Genomic DNA, 18,580 nt, shown 5'->3' on the forward strand with positions numbered 1-18,580 from the left:
GTCCCCAGCGGCGCAGGCGCCAAACTCCATCGCGCCTCCTGCGGGAAACCAGTCGAACGAGCACGCCGGCGTCGGCAACCTGGAACAACCCGCTGCGAACGCAAGGGCCCTCGCCCAGAGTACAACGGACAACTAACGACGGGCGATGTACTACGCACCTTGCCCGGCAATCGCGCGGCGCAAGAGATTATGCGTGATCTTCTCCACGCGCTCGTCGGGGCCGTGCGGGCGCGACCAGTGCGACCAGGGCAACGTGTGACCCGGCGGCGACGACAACCCCTGTACCCAAAAGATCGTCGAGGCGTTGAACACGAAGTTGCCCTTCGGCCCAGGATAGATCGTCGCCGTCCAGTGCTGTGGATTCTGACCGCTTTGCCAGGCGGTTCCTTCGGCCACGACTTCCAATCCTGGCAGGTTGGGCGGGTTGCCGTGATACTCCCAGCCGATTAGGCCCGGGATGCGATCGCCGCGCTTGACTCCCGTGCCGGCGAACATCCAATGCTCGGGCTGGACGATCACCCAATCGCCGCCGCCGTTGACAGGTTCGACGTTCCTCGCCCCCATCAACAAACCCTCGTCGGGCCCGTGATGGGGGAAGGGGCCATGCTTGGCCGCCCTGCTGGGCGCATGCGGGGCGTCGCCGCCGTAGGGTCCGCCGCGGAAGATGATCCGATTGGGCCGGCCGTCGCCGCTGGCTCGGAACGGCGTGACCCAGCAGACCGAGTTGCCGGACAAGAACATCAAATTCACGCCGGCGTCGCGCATCTTCATGACGCTTTCATATTGGCGGATGTCCCAATACTCGTCGTGCCCGACGCTGATAAAGGCTTTGCACTTCAGGCCGCGCTCGGACGTGAGCATGTCGCTGTTCGTGCAGTACGAAACATCGTAGCCGTGCTGCTCGAGCCAATAGGCCAACGGAAACTCGAGCGGCAAATACTCGCCCGAGCCGACCGTCAATGGGTCGTTCACCACGCCGGTGTATTGCGCTTCGCGGCCGTAGGGTCGATCGAAGCTGACATCGGCCCAAGGGCCTTGTCCGTCCTTGGGATGCGTGTAGAGCGAGTACTTGTTGGGCCAGCGGTTGTAAGCCTGCCACGTGTTGTCGGAACACTGGAACAGAATGTCCGCCGGGCGCTCGTCGCGAACGATGAACACGACGTAACTCTGCCAGTACGGCTCCTTGGCTTCGTCGACTTGCGTGGTCAATCGGCCCAGGTAGACGCCGCTGGGCCAGTCCTTGGGAATGGTCAACGTGACCGTCGGCTCCCACTGGCATTCGATCAGATCCTTGGCGCCGGGCACGGGCGTGGGCTGCGTTTTAGTGGAAAACGGGCCGAGCGTTTGCATGTGCCGCGCCCCGCGGCCGCCGTAATAGCCGGTGCGAAAAATCTCAAGCAACACCGGCCGGGCCGGCTTGCTCGACACCATGATGTCAAGCGACTCACCGGCCAGCACGCTCTGCTTGGAGCAATACCCTTCAATCCACGGCGAGCGAAAGCCCTCGCTGTCGGCGCGGACGCGCGTGAGTTGCCAGTCGGTCGCGCCCGCGTGTTGATTCTCGTCGCGAATCAGACTCGCCCCTGGGGCCGCGCCGGGCGCGGGCTCGGCCGCCGACGCATTGCCGACCAGCCCGCGAAACAGCGCCGTCGCCATGCCGCTGGCCGCGGTGAACAAGTAGCGTCGTCGCGAGATGAATGAGTCCAGGAGAGAACGTCGCAGCCCATCGTTCATGGCAATGGTCCTTTGCGAGGGAGGGTGGCGGCAATCAGGCGGGAGTTTCAATGGCAGGCAGGCGGCGTCAATCAATTTAAGCTGCCGACCAGACCAGTGCAATTTAATCCTGGTCGCGAACCACACCGCACCTGACGGCGAGCCGGTCTTGGAGAGGGAGATGAAGGGGGCGATCTGCCCGGCTGTCCACGCGGCCCGTCCCCAGGGCGATCGCATCGATTTGCACGGTTCCGCGACCTGGCACGGTCAAGTTGTGACGTAGACTTGCCTGGGCCGAACCACTCGTTATCACCTCATAGAATCGCGATGAACCGCTTCAACTTCCTGCTCAATGCCGTGGTAGTGCTCTTGACCGTCGGCGCCGGCGGATACCTGGCCTATGAGTCGGGCTTTGGCTTCGGGCCGATTCGCGCGACGCCCGACGACCCCTGGTTTCGGGCCACGGTGCTCGAAAGCAAGCAACCGGTGATCGTGAAGTTCGGCGCCGATTGGTGTCCGCCCTGCCGGATGCTCGAACCGGAACTCGATCGACTGGCCAGCAGCGGCCAGGTGGCGGTGGTCAAGATCGACGTCGGGCGGAACCACGCCCTAGCGCGACATTATCGCGTGTCGTCGATTCCCGATGTCTATCTGTTCCACAACGGCGCGGCCGTCGCCCACCGGGTCGGCTTTGTCGACCACGACCAGTTGCGGAAATGGATCGATCGACAGTTGGCCAAGTAGCAACCACGATTCCATTGAGCCAGACGCCCAGCGGCATGCTCAAGTCCGCTGGCTGGAACATGGCATCGCGGCGCTCTGCCCTTGCCACCCAACGTCTTAAATGCAAACTGACCCACTACCAACTTTCGCGAGCGTAACGAGGCGATCGGCTCAACGATTCCTAACGCGATTCAAACCCCCGCTCGTACGTTGGCCGATAGGCATGCTCCCTTCCTTCACCCGCCGTGGGCGGCAATGGCATCGTCGACCGTCGGGTAAATCTGAAACAGCAGATTCAGCCGGACGGCGTGAATCGCCTGGGCCACCAGGCCTTGGACGGCCGCCAGCTTCACGTCGCCGTTCAGTTTCTTCATGCGCGAGCTCACCCGGACGAGCATGGCCAAGCCCATGCTGGAAATGAAATCGAGCCGCTCGCAGTCCAAGATCATTTTCGTGGAGCCTTCGAGCACGTCCTCTTTGACGCATTCCATCAGGTAGCCGCACGTCTGCTCGTCGAGGGTGCCCGAGAGGACCACCACCAGAATATCGTTGTTCTGACCGGCTCGTTCGTATTCAAAGTCAAGCATGATGGTACTACTGATGAAGATATTGCGGCCGCTTTCGACGCTTCAGTCGATGTTGACCGAGGCAAGTGAAGGACTATCACGACTGACTTAACTCTGTGCGGTCGGCTGGTCGGCGATTCTCATCTTCTTCAATCGGTAGCGTCGCGCAAAGAGCCAGAACACCGCTCCGGAGGTGAGCAGCCAAGGAACATATGACAACCACGGACGCAGGTTCAATGTTGGGTTTTCCGGGTCACCCGCAGTCGAAAGCCAAGTGTCACTATTTGGATGGTTGCCGCGAATGACTCTTCGATGCACCAGCAAGTCTGATTGAATAATTCCAGCTGAACGCGCAATGCTACAAAACCGCTTCGCAATATATTTGGATCGCACCAAGCCGGTCGACTCATCGATCACGTCGGAATTGTCGTAACCATAAACTCGGCTGTCGAAGCCCGCATGTTGCAGATAGAGAACGTGATCAAATTCCTCGGTGTCGTGAACTACTCCGTCATGGATATGCATCGTCGGAAAGTAAACCGAATCGCCGGCCCTTTGAAATTCAAATGCCATCGGATGCGGCTTCAACGATCCTGCCGCAAGCTGAAACACCGCGAATCCATAATCTTGGTATTGCGGGAGCCGTGACCAAACGGTCTGGGGAAGGGTAAATCGTGGATCGAGGCGTGAAAAGTCGACAAGGTTTGGCACAAATGAAGCGATGTAATTGCCGACCTCGAAAACCTGCAAATTCTGCCGCGACATGAGGTGTCGTGCGGCAGAGCAGCCAATCGAGAATGTTACAGGGGCTTTATACGGAAAGCCGCTATCCAGATCGTCGAACAGGTCCGGGTAATCATACAAATCAATGAATCGCAAGCTATCGTCTCGCACCGGCTTGTTCACCGGGATCGGCAGAATCATCGCGTTGTCAGCGAGTGACTCATAGTCCATTTGGTAGGCCAGGAATTGTGTGCCTCGCGACGAAATACGCGCAAAAATCTGCGTATTGCTAACGGACATTACTGGTTGAGCAAATATGCACATGGTGGTTGTACAAACCTGCGCCGGCTCGAATCACACCGAAGCGAATATGCCTTGCCGCATTGCCGTAGTACGCGGAGTGTCGGACACTAGTCGCCCACTTGGCCAGCCAGCGATCCAAATCACCTCAAGTCAAACCGATCGAGATTCATCACCTTGTCCCACGCGGCCACGAAGTCCTGAACGAACTTCTTGCCGGCGTCGGCGCTGCCGTAGACTTCGGCTAGGGCACGAAGCTGCGAGTTCGAGCCAAAGACCAGGTCGACCCGCGTGCCGGTCTCTTTGACTTCTCCCGTCTTGCGGTCGCGTCCCTCGAACGTGTCGGCCGCCGGCGACGTCGGCTTCCACTCGGTTCGCATGTCGAGCAGGTGTACGAAGAAGTCGTTGCTCAGCGCCTCGGGCCGCTTGGTCCACAAGCCGTGCTTGGCCCCGCCGACGTTCGTGTTCAAGACCCGCAGGCCGCCGACCAGCACGGTCATCTCGGGCGCGGTCAGGGTCAGCAACTGGGCCTTATCGACCAGCAATGCCTCGGCCGACACGGTGTACTTCCCCTTCAAGTAATTGCGGAAGCCATCGGCGATCGGTTCGAGCACGGCGAACGATTCGACGTCGGTTTGCGCGGCCGAAGCGTCCATCCGTCCCGGCGTGAACGGGACCGTCACTTCGTGGCCGGCGTTCTTGGCCGCTTGCTCCACACCGGCGCAACCGGCCAGCACGATCAGATCGGCCAGCGAAACGCGCTTGCCGCCGGATTGCGCGCCGTTGAACGCCGCTTGAATCTCCTCGAGCTTCTTCAACACCTGGGCCAGTTGAGCAGGCTGGTTGACGGCCCAATCCTTTTGCGGGGCCAGGCGAATCCGCGCGCCGTTCGCCCCGCCGCGCTTGTCCGAGCCGCGATACGTCGACGCCGCCGCCCACGCGGTCGAGACCAACTGCGAGACCGTCAGCCCGGCGGCCAGAACCTTGCTCTTGAGCGCGGCAATGTCCTTGGCATCGACGGGCGGATGGTTCGCCGCCGGAATCGGGTCCTGCCAGATCAATTCTTCCGATGGAACTTCCGGCCCCAGGTATCGGGCACGCGGACCCATGTCGCGATGCGTCAACTTGAACCAGGCTCGGGCGAACGCCTCGGCCAGTTGCTCGGGATGCCCCAAGAAGCGCCGCGAGATTTTTTCATAGGCCGGGTCCATGCGCAACGCCAGGTCGGTGGTCAACATCGTCGGCAGCCGCTTCTTGGCCGGATCGTGCGCGTCGGGAATCGTCGCGCTCGCCCCCTTGGCTACCCACTGGTTCGCGCCGGCCGGGCTCTTGGTCAGCTCCCACTCGTAGCCGAACAAGTTCTGGAAGAAGTTGTTGCTCCACTTGGTGGGCGTGGTGGTCCAGGTGACTTCCAGGCCGCTGGTGATCGCGTCGCCGCCGACACCGCTGCGAAAACTGTTCTTCCAACCCAGCCCTTGCTCGTCGAGGCCGGCCGCTTCGGGATCGAGCCCCACGTTCGTGGCCGGAGCCGCGCCGTGAGTTTTGCCAAAGGTGTGCCCGCCGGCGATCAGCGCCACCGTTTCTTCGTCGTTCATCGCCATTCGCTTGAACGTCTCGCGAATGTCGCGCGCCGCGGCCACCGGATCGGGTTTGCCGTTCGGCCCTTCGGGGTTCACGTAGATCAGCCCCATCTGCACGGCCGCCAGCGGGTTCTCCAGGTTGCGATCGCCGGTGTAGCGTTCGTCGCCGAGCCAGGTCTTCTCGACGCCCCAATAGACGTCCTGGTCCGGCTCCCACACGTCCTCACGCCCGCCGCCAAAGCCGAACGTCTTGAAGCCCATCGTTTCCAGTGCGACGTTCCCGGTCAGAATGATCAGGTCGGCCCACGAGAGCTTGCGGCCATACTTTTGCTTGATCGGCCAGAGGAGCCGGCGGGCTTTGTCGAGACTGACGTTGTCGGGCCAACTGTTCAGCGGCGCGAAGCGTTGCTGGCCTCGCCCCCCGCCGCCACGGCCGTCGCCGGTGCGATAGGTGCCGGCGCTGTGCCAGGCCATGCGAATGAACAGCGGACCATAGTGGCCAAAGTCGGCGGGCCACCAGGATTGCGATTCGGTCATCAGCGCGGCGAGGTCTTTCTTGACGGCCGCCAGGTCCAGCGTTTTGAATTCCGCCGCGTAGTCGAAGTCCTCGCCCATGGGATTCGACCGGGCCGAGTGTTGGCTCAGCAGGTCAAGCCGCAATTCCTTCGGCCACCAGTCACGATTCGACGTGCCGCCGCCGGCGACATGCTGGGCGGGGCGTTGAGCTTCGGTGGACATATCAGTTCTCCCATCCTGGCATTCATGGTTGAATAGCGTTGCGTGAATCAGCCATCGTTTTACCGTCCCGGGAAGGGACCGCCAACCTCCGACGAATCCTCGATTCCGGGTGCCATGCTCAAGTCAGCAGACTTGAGCATGCCGCTACACGCTTCACACGCTCAAACCTGGAGGGCTTGAACATGGCACCCGAATTGACTGGTAAACCGTAGGTCAGGCCTTGGCCTGACAAAGTTGTGCGCACAATTGCGTCAGGCCAAGGCCTGACCTACTCCTTGAGCATGGCACTCGCGCCCATATATGAGAGTCTGTAAAAGAATCTCGTCCTCACTTCAATACGCCGTTGACGAACTCCACCAGCGCTTTCGTGCCGAGGTCATCCGCCAGGCCGATGTCGTTGTTCAGCTTGCTATGCGTCGTCTCGCGGCCGCCGTAAAGTCGGACGGGAATCGCGGCTGACTCGAGCGCCATGGCCAGCCGTCGGGCCTGGGCCGACGTGTCGGGATGCCCGCTGACAAACATGATGAAGAACGGCGGGATGTCCTTCCCCTTGGCCACGTGCGTCACGGCCGAAAAGTCGAGGTGCTTCTCGGGATCGTTGCCGAACTTGACGCGATGCCCCGACTTGCCTGGCATGGGCAGCCCGTGCATATAGGCCCGCAGCTCGGCCACGGCGATGATCGCCGGCAGATAATACGTGTCGCCGTCGACGGGAATGCAGCCGCGCAAGGCCGCGAACGGCACCCCCTCGGCCTTCAAGTAGCGATCATCGGTCGCGATGATCGCCGCCAGTTGCGCTCCGGCCGAGTGGCCGCCGACGAGAATCCTACTGGGGTCGCCGCCGTGCTCGGCGATGTGCTTGTGGACCCAGCCGAGCGAGCGGGCCACGTCACGAATCAGCTCCCCCATCTCGACGTGCGGATACAGGCGATAGTTCGTGCTGACGAAGACAAAGCCGCGCTCGACGAAGAACGCCGGCTTCAGAGCGACGTCAGACTTGTCCCCTTGCTGCCAGCCGCCGCCGTGAATCCAGAACACGACCGGCAGCTTCTTTTGCCCGACGTCGTCCGGGGCGTAGATGTCGAGCACCTGTCGCTCGAGGGCCGGCGTGGCGTAGGGAACATCCTTCGTAATGCGCATGGCCGACGCCGGCGCGGCAACGGCCAACAACAAGAGCAGGCAAGGGATCAAGCGCGGGGCAAGGCGTGACATGCTGAACTCCGTGATCGGGCGGGGGTGACGGCGGATGCCTGAGGCCACTCAATTTACCCTAGCGACCGGGGCGGAATCCAATCTTTCCGTAATCCGGCCCTGAATCGAGCTCGGCACGTCAACGGCGGTTGCGGAATTGCCGGGAAACGCTCTCAAGTGTTTGCCGCTGGCAAGAAGTCCAGCGGCGCGAACTTCGCGCCGAGCAACTCGGCGCTGTTGCTCATCAGCCAGCGATCGAGAATCGTCGCATAGACCGCGCGGAAGTCGGTGTGATAGATCAGGTCGCCGTCGTCGAGCTTTTCCAAGCTGGGGTGCTCGCCGATCACGCCCCCTTTGACCTGTGGCCCCAGCGTGAACAGGCACGACGCGGCTCCGTGATCGGTGCCGTGGCTGGCGTTCTCGTCGACGCGGCGGCCGAACTCGCTGAACACCATGGTCACCACCTTGTCGGCCAGGCCCAGTTGCGCCAGATCGCTCTGAAACGCGGCCAACGCGCCGGCCAGGTCCGTCAGCAATGCCTGGTGCGGGTCGGCCTGGGTCGCGTGGGTGTCGTAGCCATCTTGCGAGGCGAACAGCACGCGCGTGCCGAGATCGCCTTGAATAATCTGTGCCGCGCGGCGCAACTGGATGCCCAGTGGCGTCTCGGGATAGGTGACGGTCGCTTGATAGCGCCCCGCCGCGCTGCGCAGCTGCTCGGCGGTTTGCAGCGTCTCGTTCGCCTGTTGACTGATGAAGGCCGCGGCGCCGTTGGCCTTGCCGCGCGACTGGCTCAGCTCGCGCAGCAGGGCCGTCGAGACGACCGTGTCCTGCACGGCCGAGTCGAGCGCTTCGAGCGAGCTGACGACCGGCGCGACGAAGCGCTCGGCCTGCAAGGCCTGGGGCAACTGGTCGGTCAGCGCCACGCCGGCCAGCGTACTGGGCGGCGTTGCCTGTCCCGGCCGATCGAAGTAGCGACCCAGCCAGCCGGTTCGCGACCGCCCGGTCGACGCCGTGTGCCAGATTTCCATCGAACGAAAGTGCGAACGGTCGGGCTCGGGATAGCCCACTCCTTGCACCACGGCCAGTTGCCCCTTGTCGAACAACGGGTGCAGCGGCGCGAGCGCCGGATGCAGCCCCAGTTGATCGTTCAGCCGCAGTGCCTGCTCCTTGGCGACGGCGAGCGTGGGCCGGTTCTTGTAATACAAGTCATTCTCGAACGGCACCACGGTGTTCAAACCATCGTTGCCGCCGGCTAGTTCCACGACGACCAGCACGCGATCCGACTTGTCGGCCTGGGCGGCTGACTCGGCGGCCCGGGCAAACAGCGCCGGTATCATGCCCTGCAGCGCCACCGCCGAAAGCCCCGTCGCCCCCTGACCCAAGAAATGTCGCCGTGTCAACATGGCTGTCGTCTCACTCTGCGTGACTTAACACGTATGGTATTCCGGCGTACACAACAGCGCCGCGATGCCAGCGCGAATCCGATCGTGTCGCGATCCCAGGTCGTCGCGGAACACCTGCGGGTTCCGCTCCTCGCCAAAGGTCACCAGCAGGTCGAGCAACTTGGGCTTCAGTTCCGCCGGCAGTTCCCCCTGGAACAGCACTTCGGCCAGTCGCTCGACGACTTGCGGGGGCGTGATCATCTCGTCGGGGACAATCGCCGAGATATTAAGGTCATTGCCGAACGGCGTCTCGCTGGCCGCGCCCGCCACCAAGCGCGCATAGTCCAGCCGCTTGGGCCAGGTGCTCGAATTGATCCATTTCTGCTCGCCGTCCCAGCCTTTGACGTTGGGGGGCGCGAGCAAGTTCTGCCCCATCGCCGAGAGATAGTCCTTAACCTCGGTGCCAGAAATACGAACGCCCAGGGTGCGGGCCGTGCCGACGGCGAACTCGACGGGACTGGCGATCCGCCGTCGGTAACAGGTGTCGGAGAAAAAATACTCCGACAGAAACAACGTCCGCAGAAACCACTTGATGTTCAACTGCGTCCGGTCGAGCAACTGGGCCGCCTCGTCAACCAGAGCGTCCGGCGGCTCGGGCGTGACAAAGAACCGGAGCAGCTTCGTGGCGATGAACCGGGGCGTGGCCGGCTGCTGCATCAACAGCTCGACGATGTCGCCGCCGTCGAACTTCCCCGCCTGGCCCAGAAACTCCTTGCGGCCGCCGTCGTGAACTTCGCCCTCAAACACGAACTCGGCCCCTTGCCGGTGCCAGCCCGTAAACGCCCGCGCCGCGGCTTGGACATCTTGCTCGGTGTAATGACCGATGCCGCAGGTGAACAGCTCCATCAACTCGCGGGCGAAGTTCTCGTTTGGATGCTCCTTGGTGCTCGATTGACCGTCCAGGTAAACCAGCATCGCCGGGTCTTTGGCCACGGCCAGCACCAGATCGCGAAAGCTCCCCGCCCCCAGTTGCCGCAACGTCTCGATTTGCCGGTGCATCAGGTACGGGTCTTCGACCTTGTGGATGCTGGTGGCGAAGTGGCCGTGCCAGAACAGCGCGAGCTTTTCCTTGAGCGGCACCCGCGTGCGCAACATCCGGTGGACCCACCACCCCTGGACATAGCCGACGTCGCTCAGATTGACGAAGCCGGACTCGATGGCGGCGAACGCCTGTTGAAACTCGGCTTCCTCGTCGTCGGCCCGATCGAACAGCGCGTCGACGGTCGCTTCGAGCCCCTGGGCCACGGCCGCGGCGATCTCCTGGGGCGAGGCGCCGAAGCCAGCGCGGCGCAGCAAATGCGCCGCCTGCCGCGCGTCGAACGGGCGCGACTCGCTGGGAACCCAGGGTGTAAGGTAAGCGCCCACGCGACGATTAACCTGTTGAGCGTTGCTTGTTTTGAACTATGCGTCTATGAAGCGAAGTGCCGAATAGATTCATGGTAGTCAGCCGCCCAACTTGCGGCAAACTTTGCCCAGGGTTGGGCTTGCATTCGTAATCTGGCATGGGACCACCGGCGCAGTCAGATTGACGCTTGCGCAACCATCGAGATACACTGATGAGACCACGCCGCTACTGACATCGGCTCTCCCGCTTTCGCCGCACGCCACGCACCCACCCGCCCAGGCTACTGAATGCCCACGCCCGACCTCAGCTCGATCTCGCCGCCGGCTGCCGCCTTGACGGGTCGCCGCGCGTTTTTGCAGGTCGGCTATTCCGGCGTGATGGGGTTGGGGCTGAACTCTTTGCTGGGAAGCGCTGGTCAAAGCGCGCCGCGACCGTCGAACACGCCCAAGGCCAAGTCGATGATTCTGGTCTGGATGACCGGCGCGCCGAGTCATCACGACACGTTCGACATGAAGCCCGACGCGCCGGATGAAATCCGCGGCGAATTCAAGCCGATCGCCACCAAGGTGCCCGGCTTTCAGATTTGCGAGCATTTGCCGCAACTGGCCGCGCAGGCCGACAAGTACGCGATCATCCGCTCGCTGTCGCACGGTGATAACAATCACCTGATGTCGACTCACTGGATGTTGACCGGGCACACTCAGCCGGGAGGTTTCTTCGACAAGGTTGCCTCGCGCGATGACTGGCCGTGCTACTCGTCGGCCTTGAACTACTTTCGTCCGCGAACGGACGAGCTGCCCACCGGGGTCAATCTGCCCACGTTCATGATGGCCAGCCCGCTGACCTGGCCCGGGCAGCACGCCGGCATGCTCGGCCCCAAGCACGATCCGTGGCAGATCGTCGGTGACCCCAACGCCAAGGACTTCAAGGTCCAGAGCTTGCAGCTGATGTCGGGCATCGACGTCGGTCGGTTCAACGACCGGCAAGAGTTGCTCGACCAGATCAATCGGCGCCAGCGCGAGCTGTCCGAGCTGTCCGAGATTCGCCGGCTGACCGATCAACAACAGCAAGCGTTCTCGCTGCTCACTTCCAGCCGCTTTGCCCGGGCGTTTGAACTGGACAAGGCGTCCGACGCCGAGCGCGATCGCTACGGCCGCAACCGCACGGGTCAATCGCTGTTGCTGGCCCGGCGGCTGGTTGACGTGGGCGTGCCGGTGGTCCAGGTCAACATCGGCGGGGCGCAGACTTGGGACCATCACAGCAACATTTTCCCGTCGCTGAAGAACCTGCTGCCGCCGGTCGATCAGGGGATGTCGGCGCTATTGGAAGATTTGGCGGCGACGGGCGCGCTGGACCAGACGCTGGTGGTGATGATGGGCGAGTTCGGCCGCACGCCCAAGGTCAACGCGCCGCCCGGGGCCACGAAGGCGGGCCGCGATCACTGGGGGCCCTGCTTCTTTGGGCTGTTCGCCGGCGCTGGCGTGCGCGGCGGCCAGGTGATCGGCAAGTCCGACCGGCACGGCGCTTACCCAATGACCAAGCCTTACGCCCCCGAGGATGTCGGCGCGACGATTTATCATCTGTTGGGCGTGCCCCCCGACGCCACCTTCCGCGATCGGCTCAACCGCCCGCTGGTCCTCAATCACGGCGAAGTGATCGAGCCGCTCTTCACCGCCGCGGCTACGTGAACGCTTTGTCGGTTGCACCTCAGGATAGTGACGCGTGCTGATCGCCCTGTGTCGTAGTGCAACCGAGACTAAGACGCCGGTAATTCACGCGTGGTTTCTCTAGCTCTCAAGCCAAGTAGTAGGCTGACTGCCGAACGATGTCATCTGTGCAACGACGCGTGTTGGTGACGAGATGAAGCTGACACTTTTCCGTAGCCCAGGCGTTTACGCCTGGGGCAAGCGTAGGAGTTTCCCGCATTTTAGCCCCGTTCTACGGGGCTTATCAGTAACCGCACTGCTTGGGTAAATGAAAGCCCGGTGAACCGGGCTAATGGGATATTTCGGCCCATCGATCCCAGGCGTAAACGCCTGGGCTACGAAAAAGAATACTTACTTCCTGACAGTCACTGGATCGACTACTACCAATCGCTGGCCTACCGATCTGACACGCCACCATGACTCGAACGTATTTCAATATTGACCGACTCGCGGCTTCTCGTTTGGCGTTCATCGCGCTCGCCTGCGTGGTCAATCTGGCGGCCAAGCCGGCGGCGGTGGCGCCGAGCTTGGCGCTGACGGCCGCGCAGAAGCAAAAGCTGATCGCCCTGGTCGCCAACAATCGCGACGCGCAATTGCTGGCCAAGTCGGTTCACGATCGGGCGGACAAGGCGCTCGGCGACGAGCCTGGCCCGGTGCGCGAGATTCGCTCCGAAGGGTTGCTCGATAGCGATTCGCAGAAGAAGGCCACGGTCGCGGCCTTGCGCGATATGCCCAAGCTGGTCGACCTGGCCTATGCCTGGACGTTGAGCAACGATCAGAAGTACGGCGAGCAGGCCAAGAAGTTCATCCTGGCCTGGGTCACGACCGCCGAACCGCCGGGCAATCCGATCGACGCCACCCGGGTCGAGTCACTGTTGATGGCTTATGACCTGACCCGCGCGGGCTTCTCAAAAACCGAGCAACAGCAAGTCGAGCAGTGGCTGCGCGCGATGGCCGAACGGCAGATCGCCGAACGCAAGGCGGGGTCCGCGACGTTGTTTAACAACTGGAACAGCCATCGCCTGAAACTAGTCGGCATGGTGGCGATCGTGCTCAATGACAAGCCGTTGATGAGCCAGGTGCTCGAAGGTTTCCGCGAGCAGGTGGCCGGCGATCTGTACCCCGACGGCACCAGCTTTGACTTTCACGAGCGCGACGCGCTGCACTATCACCTCTATACGCTCGAGCCGCTGCTGTCGCTGGCGATGGTGGCCGACCGGAACGGGATCAAGAACCTGTATACGTATGTGGCCCCGAACGGGGCGTCGCTGAAGAAGTCGGTCGACTTCGTGGTGCCCTTCGCCGAGGGAAAGCTGACGCACCCCGAGTTCGTGAACTCGAAAGTGAAGTTCGACCGCGAACGGGCCGCGGCGGGGCAAAAGGGCTATCAGACCGGCGCGCCGTTCGAGCCCCACTCGGCCCGCGACATGTTCGCGCTGGCCGCGTACTTCGACCCCAAGCTCTCCCGATTAGCCGCGACGTTGGCCGAGAAGTCAGACCGCGAACTGGCCACGTGGCAAATGGCCCTGAACGCGTGCAAGTAGTGGAACGCCCCGCGCGCTCCGTCATTCCCGCGCAGGCGGGAATCCAGATCGCCGGCCGTAAACTCTAGATTCCCGCCTGCGCGGGAATGACGGCATGCCTGTTGAAGTCCGGCAGGTCACTCCTGTAGGGTACGCACCCCGTGCGTACCGCGAGCCTGCGCCCAGCAGCATCACCGGGCCAGCGCTATCCCTTCTCCCACCGGGGAGAAGGTGGCCGATAGGCCGGATGAGGATCCACGCTCCACTTCAAATCGCGCCAGCCTGACGCGCCCCCCTCACCCGGCTTGCCGCGCGAACCACCCTCTCCCGCAAGGGGCGAGGGTCCAGAAGCAAGTCGCACGTCTCGCGGAGTCATAGCCGCAGGTCAGGCCTTGGCCTGACCTACAGAAAGCTGGGCTACTGAAAAGCGCCTGCTCTATTCTTTCTCTAACAACTGGCGCATGGCTTTCATCAGCACCCCTTCGACCTCGGGCGCGACGCTGCTTGACGTGGGACCGGTTTCGTAGCCCCCTTCGGGATACGCGGCCGCCGTGCCGATATACCCGGGACCGTAATCGCCGTACGCCGCCATCATCACGTGCAAGTCAGGGCGCATCGCCTTGGCCGCCAGTTGATACTCGACGAACAACTCACCCGGCAGATGCAACATCCGCGAGTCCCCCACGCGCAGGCAGGTGACATCGATCTGGTGCCCCGACTTCACACGGCGCAACCAGGCCAATTGATCGGCGTAGGAAATGTATCCCTTGGCGGCCGTGGACCGGAGCTTGGCGATCAAGTCGGCCTCGTCCAGCCGCGGCGACAGGGGCAGACTGACCGGAACGCTGCTCCAAGCGACATCCACTGGCATCAGCGGCGTGCGCTTGGTTTGTTCGTACGCTTCGCGCATGCCGCTGGCCAGGCGCGTGGCCAGGATCATGCGGTTCGGCTGGCTGCCATCGTTGTACTTGCCCGCCGCGATGTTCCCCCCGGCCCCGGTAAAGTGGACGTGCAGCGCCTGGTTGACATCCTGGCCGCGGATGAATCGCGCGATGCCCGGAAAGTCAGGGCTGGGAATGCCCAAGCGGTAGTAGCTTTGCGGATGGCACGCATAGGAGCTGAGCAGCGCGATCGGCTTGTCGCCGTTCCAGAAGCTGAGCAGCGACACCGCCGGATCGATCAGCCCCTCGGGCAGGGCGATCAGTTCCTCGATCTTGCAACTACTGCCGCGCATCCGCCCGACGGTGCCATCGTGGCGGCGCTCGACGCGCCGATTCGAAGCCACATCCTTGACGATCGCTTCACCATAGCCGAAGTGCGTCGCGGGCTGAGCCTTGGGGAGCGCGGCGCGAATGGCGTCGGCGGCCCGCTCGATGACTTGGTGTTGAAACGGCCCGTCGAACCGCGTGTAGCCCGACACGCCCAACTCGGCGATCACCTTTTCGGCGGTGAAGTCGCAGCGCGGGGCATCGTGCTGGTGCAATGAGTGGACGGCAACGCGGTTGGGGATTGTGCCGGCAGCCTGGGCCAAGGCCTGGCGAAAGGCGTCGTGCCCTTCGTTGGCAATGCCGATCCAATCGACCGCACACAGCACAATCGGCTCGCCCGAGCCCAGCAGGACGATGCCGCGACAGCGCAGAGTTAGCTCGTCCAAACGCTTGACCGGATCATACGCCATGGCTGAACCCAACGGCGGCGTTGCGTCGACGTCGAACGTGGCCACGCTGACCATCGGTTCGGCCGCGCACACAGCGCCCAGCCCAGCGACCATCACGAGCGCCACCAATAGCAACCAGATGGACGTGCGATGCGTGCTCATGAAATCCTCGGGGGATAATTGGCTGGTGATGTTGTTGGCGCGGCAGCCGCGATGAACCGGCGGGAAGGTTCACCCTAGCAGATTCGACGCTGGGCAGCCAAATAAACGGCGTCCTGTGCCCTTGCTTGCGGAATGTCGCGATTCCTGGATAGGCGACATGTTGGGCCACGTCAAAACATCGCTGATCGCAGTATTTCGCCGAGATTTTCGCGGCCTGGGAACATGGCGACCGAACGTCATTCACCACCGCTTCACCAGACCTTCACCAGCAATTCACCAGGGTTTCACCCGGCTTTTTCGGCCCTTTCGACGACATCTGGGTAGCTGCTTGGCAAGGCCACAGCGCGCTTGCCCACCGGGAAAGTCGAGCCTCCTCGCTCGCGCTGGAAGAGCGCGCTCAGCCACTCGGCATGGCCACTCGATCAACGCGGCACTCATCAGCGCGCAGCGTGCGCTTCACCATGCTCTCACCTCCGCGCCACTCGGTCGTCGCCAGACTTTGTGTATCGCGCTTTCGCGTTCGCGACGAGACTCAATCTTGTTGACGCGACTGGCATGGTGAAGCCGATGGTGACGGCTGCCAAGAGCGACGGCAAAGACTTCTGGCCCGACTTCGTTTTGGAGAGAGCTCTTGATGACACTCGCCCCGCGGGTGTGCGAACCGAACGCTTCTCGGACGAGCCAGGCCCCAAGTTGACGACGCTCGGCTGCCGCGCCCCATGGCGCTGCCCGGCAAGCCCCTCGCGCGGATAGCGCGTCGGCTGAACCGCAACCGAGTCAACCCAACAACCGAACACGCACTTGTCGATTGGTCCCGCCGCGCCATGCAGCGCACCGGCCCAGACGACTGGTTCCCCCGATTAGCCACGCTGGCTGTGACCGCCACGGCGTCGCCGGTGAGCTCTCCCTCACTGGCGACGCGGGCGGTCGATGCTGGCCGCCGAAATGGCAAACCGATTCACAACCTGACCGAACACGTCACCCAACGGTGACGATTTGCTCGCATAACTCAACACATCGAAGACGCTGAGGAACCCACAACCATTCACCACGGGCGAAACGTGCGAACGTCGCCATGCTTGCCGAACGAGTTTGCCTCTCTCCAGTCGATCGGAAAGTTGACGTTCGCCGTTTCGCTCTTTTTAGCTCATGTGGAAGGCATGGCGTGCCGCCCGACTAGCGGTCGCGCCACGCACAGATCGAGAGAGGACGTATCGAACAATCGGTTGACCGTGGCCCGATGGTGGGGCCCGGTCAAACTGCGCCCCGGCGCAGTCTGATTGCCAGGCGCTGGTCATGGTGGCCCGCGCTTCGTGTTTCGTGTTCCCTGTTGCGAAGGAGAGAGAGAATGAACGTATCACTGTCGCGGTTTTGGCGGGACGAAGGTGGATTCTTGATCTCGGCCGAGGCGATCCTCTACGCCAGCATCTTGGTCATCGGCGTGATCTCGGGCCTCAGCGCCGTGCGCGAAGCCGTCGTCACCGAATTGGCCGACGTCGGCCAAGCTATCGCCAACCTGAACCAGAGCTTTCAATTTGGCGGCGTTGTCGGCCACTGCGCGGCCACCTCGGGCACCGCGTTCTTCGACACGCTTGACTTCTGCGATTCGGCCTTCATGGGCTATCCGATCGTCAATTCGAAGTGCGTCGTGATCTGCTCGGGCACCTGCGGCTTTGTCGGCTGTGAACCGGCGTATGGATATGGTGTCGCGGGCTTCAACGGCGCCTTCGGCACGGCCGGTGTCGCGACAGGCGCGGTTGGAGTCTCGGGTACGGCGTTTGGCGCCGGATCCTAACCTCGTTGACGGAACGACGGGCTGACCTCGCTTACCCCAAGCCAGACCCAGGCCAACGCCCGGGCCTGGCTTTTTTTGTTTGCTCACGATAGCCGCGGTGCGTGGCCAACTTCACCTAGGAATGCAACAGCTCCTTGGAAGTGGTCCTATTTACCGTAGTGTGGCCAGGGGGCGAGATTGACGTTCGCGGGGCCATTCAGCACGTGGCCCCGCGGATCAAACCGCGAGCCATGGCACGGGCAATCCCAAGTCTGCTCGGCATCGTTCCAGGCAACCACGCATTTCAAATGCGGACATGTCGCGGACAACTTGCAAAGTTTGCCATCCTGGTCGCGAAAGATCGCAACCTTATTCAGCCCCTCGCGCAGAATCGCCCCATGCCCGGGCGCAATCTCGTCGACCGAGTCGACCTCGCCCGGCGTGAGCCACTGGGCGTACTGGCTGGCGACGTTCAGATTCTCGCGCATGAAGGATGGCAACGCCCGCACCGGCACTCGGGCCGGGTCATACAGCGAAGTCCAAGGATTGGAGTGTCCCAGGATCAGATCCTTGAGGATCATGCCGGCAATCGTGCCGTGAGTCATCCCAACGCCTGAATCGCCCGTGGCAATGAACACATTGTCTCGGTCCAGCGGGTTGCGGCCGATGAAGGCCACGCCGTCCATCGACTGCATGACCTGACCGGCCCATTGGAAGTCGATCTCCTCGATCGACGGGAATCGCTCCCGCGCCCAATGTTCGAGTCGCGCGAACCGCTCGGCGCCATCCTGGGCCTGGCCTGATTTGTGATCTTCGCCACCGACAATCAAATACGAATGCAATACCGAGCTGGCATCCTGTTCAAGCCGCACATAGTGATAAGGATCGGCGGTGTCCCAATACAGCGCGTCGGGCACCATCTCGGCGAGAATCCGAGCGCCGATCGCATAGGTGATATACGGCGCTTGCTTGGTATGGATGGCGAACATGTCGTTGATAGCATTAGCGTGAGACCATTACTCAAGGCAATGCCGCGGCGACTCGCGATGATTGTTGGACGACCGTCTTGGCTAGATATGAATCAGGGGGCAGCGCACGCCCCCCGACAGCCTGTCGGCCAGCATCGCTTGAACGCCGGTTGCCCGATTAAATACCAGTGCCATCGAACATGGCACGTGGTTTGCCCTCTTGGTGGTATTGGCGGGGCGCTCTCGAACAAGGAAAGTGAATCTCCATGCAATTGGCGGAATTGAAGAAACGATTGATCCCCAAGTTGACTGTTCGCGCCTCACGTGGTGAAGAAGCGCTGGTGGTCGATCAGCGCAGCGACGAAACCCCCGCGGAATGCGTGACACGCAAGCTTTCTTCGTTGCTCAATCGTCGTTTGGACGACGGCTCGATTTCTCGATACCGCTCGCGCTAGTCCCGACGATCAGT

General features: G+C 62.4%; 14 protein-coding genes. 5 read left to right on the plus strand and 9 right to left on the minus strand.

Features of this window, described 5'->3' with window-relative positions:
• Window positions 1-150 precede the first annotated feature (150 nt).
• Window positions 151-1,734, minus strand: a complete 1,584-nt coding sequence (locus JSS27_03405) for a hypothetical protein (protein MBS0207980.1) — start codon at window positions 1,732-1,734, stop codon at window positions 151-153.
• A 306-nt stretch (window positions 1,735-2,040) separates the two neighbouring features.
• Here JSS27_03405 and JSS27_03410 point away from each other — a divergent pair, with 306 nt between their 5' ends.
• Window positions 2,041-2,457, plus strand: coding sequence for a thioredoxin family protein (locus tag JSS27_03410; GenBank protein ID MBS0207981.1), 417 nt, complete (start codon window positions 2,041-2,043; stop codon window positions 2,455-2,457).
• Between the two features lie 215 nt (window positions 2,458-2,672).
• Here JSS27_03410 and JSS27_03415 read toward each other — a convergent pair whose 3' ends face one another.
• The 6 genes from JSS27_03415 to JSS27_03440 all read right to left on the minus strand — a co-directional run bounded on the left by JSS27_03415 (window position 2,673) and on the right by JSS27_03440 (window position 10,341).
• The gene (locus JSS27_03415) at window positions 2,673-3,023 is read right to left on the minus strand and encodes an STAS domain-containing protein (protein ID MBS0207982.1); all 351 of its coding nucleotides are present in this window, start codon (window positions 3,021-3,023) and stop codon (window positions 2,673-2,675) included.
• 87 nt (window positions 3,024-3,110) lie between these two features.
• Complete coding sequence (locus JSS27_03420; protein ID MBS0207983.1) at window positions 3,111-4,025, minus strand: hypothetical protein; 915 nt, start codon at window positions 4,023-4,025, stop codon at window positions 3,111-3,113.
• Between the two features lie 143 nt (window positions 4,026-4,168).
• Window positions 4,169-6,343 (minus strand): catalase/peroxidase HPI, encoded by a 2,175-nt coding sequence (gene katG / locus JSS27_03425; protein ID MBS0207984.1) that lies wholly within the window; start codon window positions 6,341-6,343, stop codon window positions 4,169-4,171.
• A 327-nt stretch (window positions 6,344-6,670) separates the two neighbouring features.
• Entirely contained in the window at window positions 6,671-7,555 is an 885-nt protein-coding gene (locus tag JSS27_03430) for an alpha/beta hydrolase (protein ID MBS0207985.1), read from the minus strand.
• Window positions 7,556-7,707: 152 nt separating this feature from the next.
• The gene (locus JSS27_03435; GenBank protein MBS0207986.1) at window positions 7,708-8,937 is read right to left on the minus strand and encodes a DUF1501 domain-containing protein; all 1,230 of its coding nucleotides are present in this window, start codon (window positions 8,935-8,937) and stop codon (window positions 7,708-7,710) included.
• Window positions 8,938-8,961: 24 nt separating this feature from the next.
• Window positions 8,962-10,341 carry a DUF1800 domain-containing protein gene (locus JSS27_03440; protein ID MBS0207987.1) on the minus strand — a complete coding sequence of 460 codons (1,380 nt, stop codon included), beginning with the start codon at window positions 10,339-10,341 and terminating at the stop codon, window positions 8,962-8,964.
• A gap of 267 nt (window positions 10,342-10,608) precedes the next feature.
• Here JSS27_03440 and JSS27_03445 point away from each other — a divergent pair, with 267 nt between their 5' ends.
• Together JSS27_03445 and JSS27_03450 are read left to right on the plus strand one after the other, a co-directional pair.
• Window positions 10,609-12,009, plus strand: a complete 1,401-nt coding sequence (locus tag JSS27_03445; protein ID MBS0207988.1) for a DUF1501 domain-containing protein — start codon at window positions 10,609-10,611, stop codon at window positions 12,007-12,009.
• A gap of 434 nt (window positions 12,010-12,443) precedes the next feature.
• Window positions 12,444-13,571: an alginate lyase family protein gene (locus JSS27_03450; GenBank protein ID MBS0207989.1), complete on the plus strand. Its 1,128-nt coding sequence runs from the start codon at window positions 12,444-12,446 to the stop codon at window positions 13,569-13,571.
• Between the two features lie 415 nt (window positions 13,572-13,986).
• Here the strand turns inward: JSS27_03450 and JSS27_03455 are convergent, their stop codons facing one another.
• Complete coding sequence (locus JSS27_03455) at window positions 13,987-15,321, minus strand: hypothetical protein (GenBank protein MBS0207990.1); 1,335 nt, start codon at window positions 15,319-15,321, stop codon at window positions 13,987-13,989.
• A gap of 1,396 nt (window positions 15,322-16,717) precedes the next feature.
• Between JSS27_03455 and JSS27_03460 the strand changes: the two genes are divergently transcribed.
• The gene (locus tag JSS27_03460) at window positions 16,718-17,164 is read left to right on the plus strand and encodes a hypothetical protein (GenBank protein ID MBS0207991.1); all 447 of its coding nucleotides are present in this window, start codon (window positions 16,718-16,720) and stop codon (window positions 17,162-17,164) included.
• A gap of 146 nt (window positions 17,165-17,310) precedes the next feature.
• Here the strand turns inward: JSS27_03460 and JSS27_03465 are convergent, their stop codons facing one another.
• Window positions 17,311-18,132, minus strand: coding sequence for an FAD-dependent oxidoreductase (locus JSS27_03465; GenBank protein MBS0207992.1), 822 nt, complete (start codon window positions 18,130-18,132; stop codon window positions 17,311-17,313).
• Between the two features lie 245 nt (window positions 18,133-18,377).
• On the opposite strand from JSS27_03465, the gene JSS27_03470 reads away from it, so the two are divergent.
• Window positions 18,378-18,566 (plus strand): hypothetical protein, encoded by a 189-nt coding sequence (locus tag JSS27_03470; protein MBS0207993.1) that lies wholly within the window; start codon window positions 18,378-18,380, stop codon window positions 18,564-18,566.
• The last annotated feature ends 14 nt before the right edge of the window (window positions 18,567-18,580 follow it).

It is taken from the genome of Planctomycetota bacterium (genome assembly GCA_018242585.1).
In the GTDB taxonomy this organism is placed as follows: domain Bacteria; phylum Planctomycetota; class Planctomycetia; order Pirellulales; family PNKZ01; genus JAFEBQ01.

Excerpts from the sequence above, each read along its gene's own strand:
- JSS27_03405 (MBS0207980.1), bottom strand. The coding sequence starts at position 1,734 with ATGAACGATGGGCTGCGACGTTCTCTCCTGGACTCATTCATCTCGCGA.
- JSS27_03410 (MBS0207981.1), top strand. The coding sequence starts at position 2,041 with ATGAACCGCTTCAACTTCCTGCTCAATGCCGTGGTAGTGCTCTTGACC.
- JSS27_03415 (MBS0207982.1), bottom strand. The coding sequence starts at position 3,023 with ATGCTTGACTTTGAATACGAACGAGCCGGTCAGAACAACGATATTCTG.
- JSS27_03420 (MBS0207983.1), bottom strand. The coding sequence starts at position 4,025 with ATGTCCGTTAGCAATACGCAGATTTTTGCGCGTATTTCGTCGCGAGGC.
- katG (MBS0207984.1), bottom strand. The coding sequence starts at position 6,343 with ATGTCCACCGAAGCTCAACGCCCCGCCCAGCATGTCGCCGGCGGCGGC.
- JSS27_03430 (MBS0207985.1), bottom strand. The coding sequence starts at position 7,555 with ATGTCACGCCTTGCCCCGCGCTTGATCCCTTGCCTGCTCTTGTTGTTG.
- JSS27_03435 (MBS0207986.1), bottom strand. The coding sequence starts at position 8,937 with ATGTTGACACGGCGACATTTCTTGGGTCAGGGGGCGACGGGGCTTTCG.
- JSS27_03445 (MBS0207988.1), top strand. The coding sequence starts at position 10,609 with ATGCCCACGCCCGACCTCAGCTCGATCTCGCCGCCGGCTGCCGCCTTG.
- JSS27_03450 (MBS0207989.1), top strand. The coding sequence starts at position 12,444 with ATGACTCGAACGTATTTCAATATTGACCGACTCGCGGCTTCTCGTTTG.
- JSS27_03455 (MBS0207990.1), bottom strand. The coding sequence starts at position 15,321 with ATGGTCGCTGGGCTGGGCGCTGTGTGCGCGGCCGAACCGATGGTCAGC.
- JSS27_03460 (MBS0207991.1), top strand. The coding sequence starts at position 16,718 with ATGAACGTATCACTGTCGCGGTTTTGGCGGGACGAAGGTGGATTCTTG.
- JSS27_03465 (MBS0207992.1), bottom strand. The coding sequence starts at position 18,132 with ATGTTCGCCATCCATACCAAGCAAGCGCCGTATATCACCTATGCGATC.
- JSS27_03470 (MBS0207993.1), top strand. The coding sequence starts at position 18,378 with ATGCAATTGGCGGAATTGAAGAAACGATTGATCCCCAAGTTGACTGTT.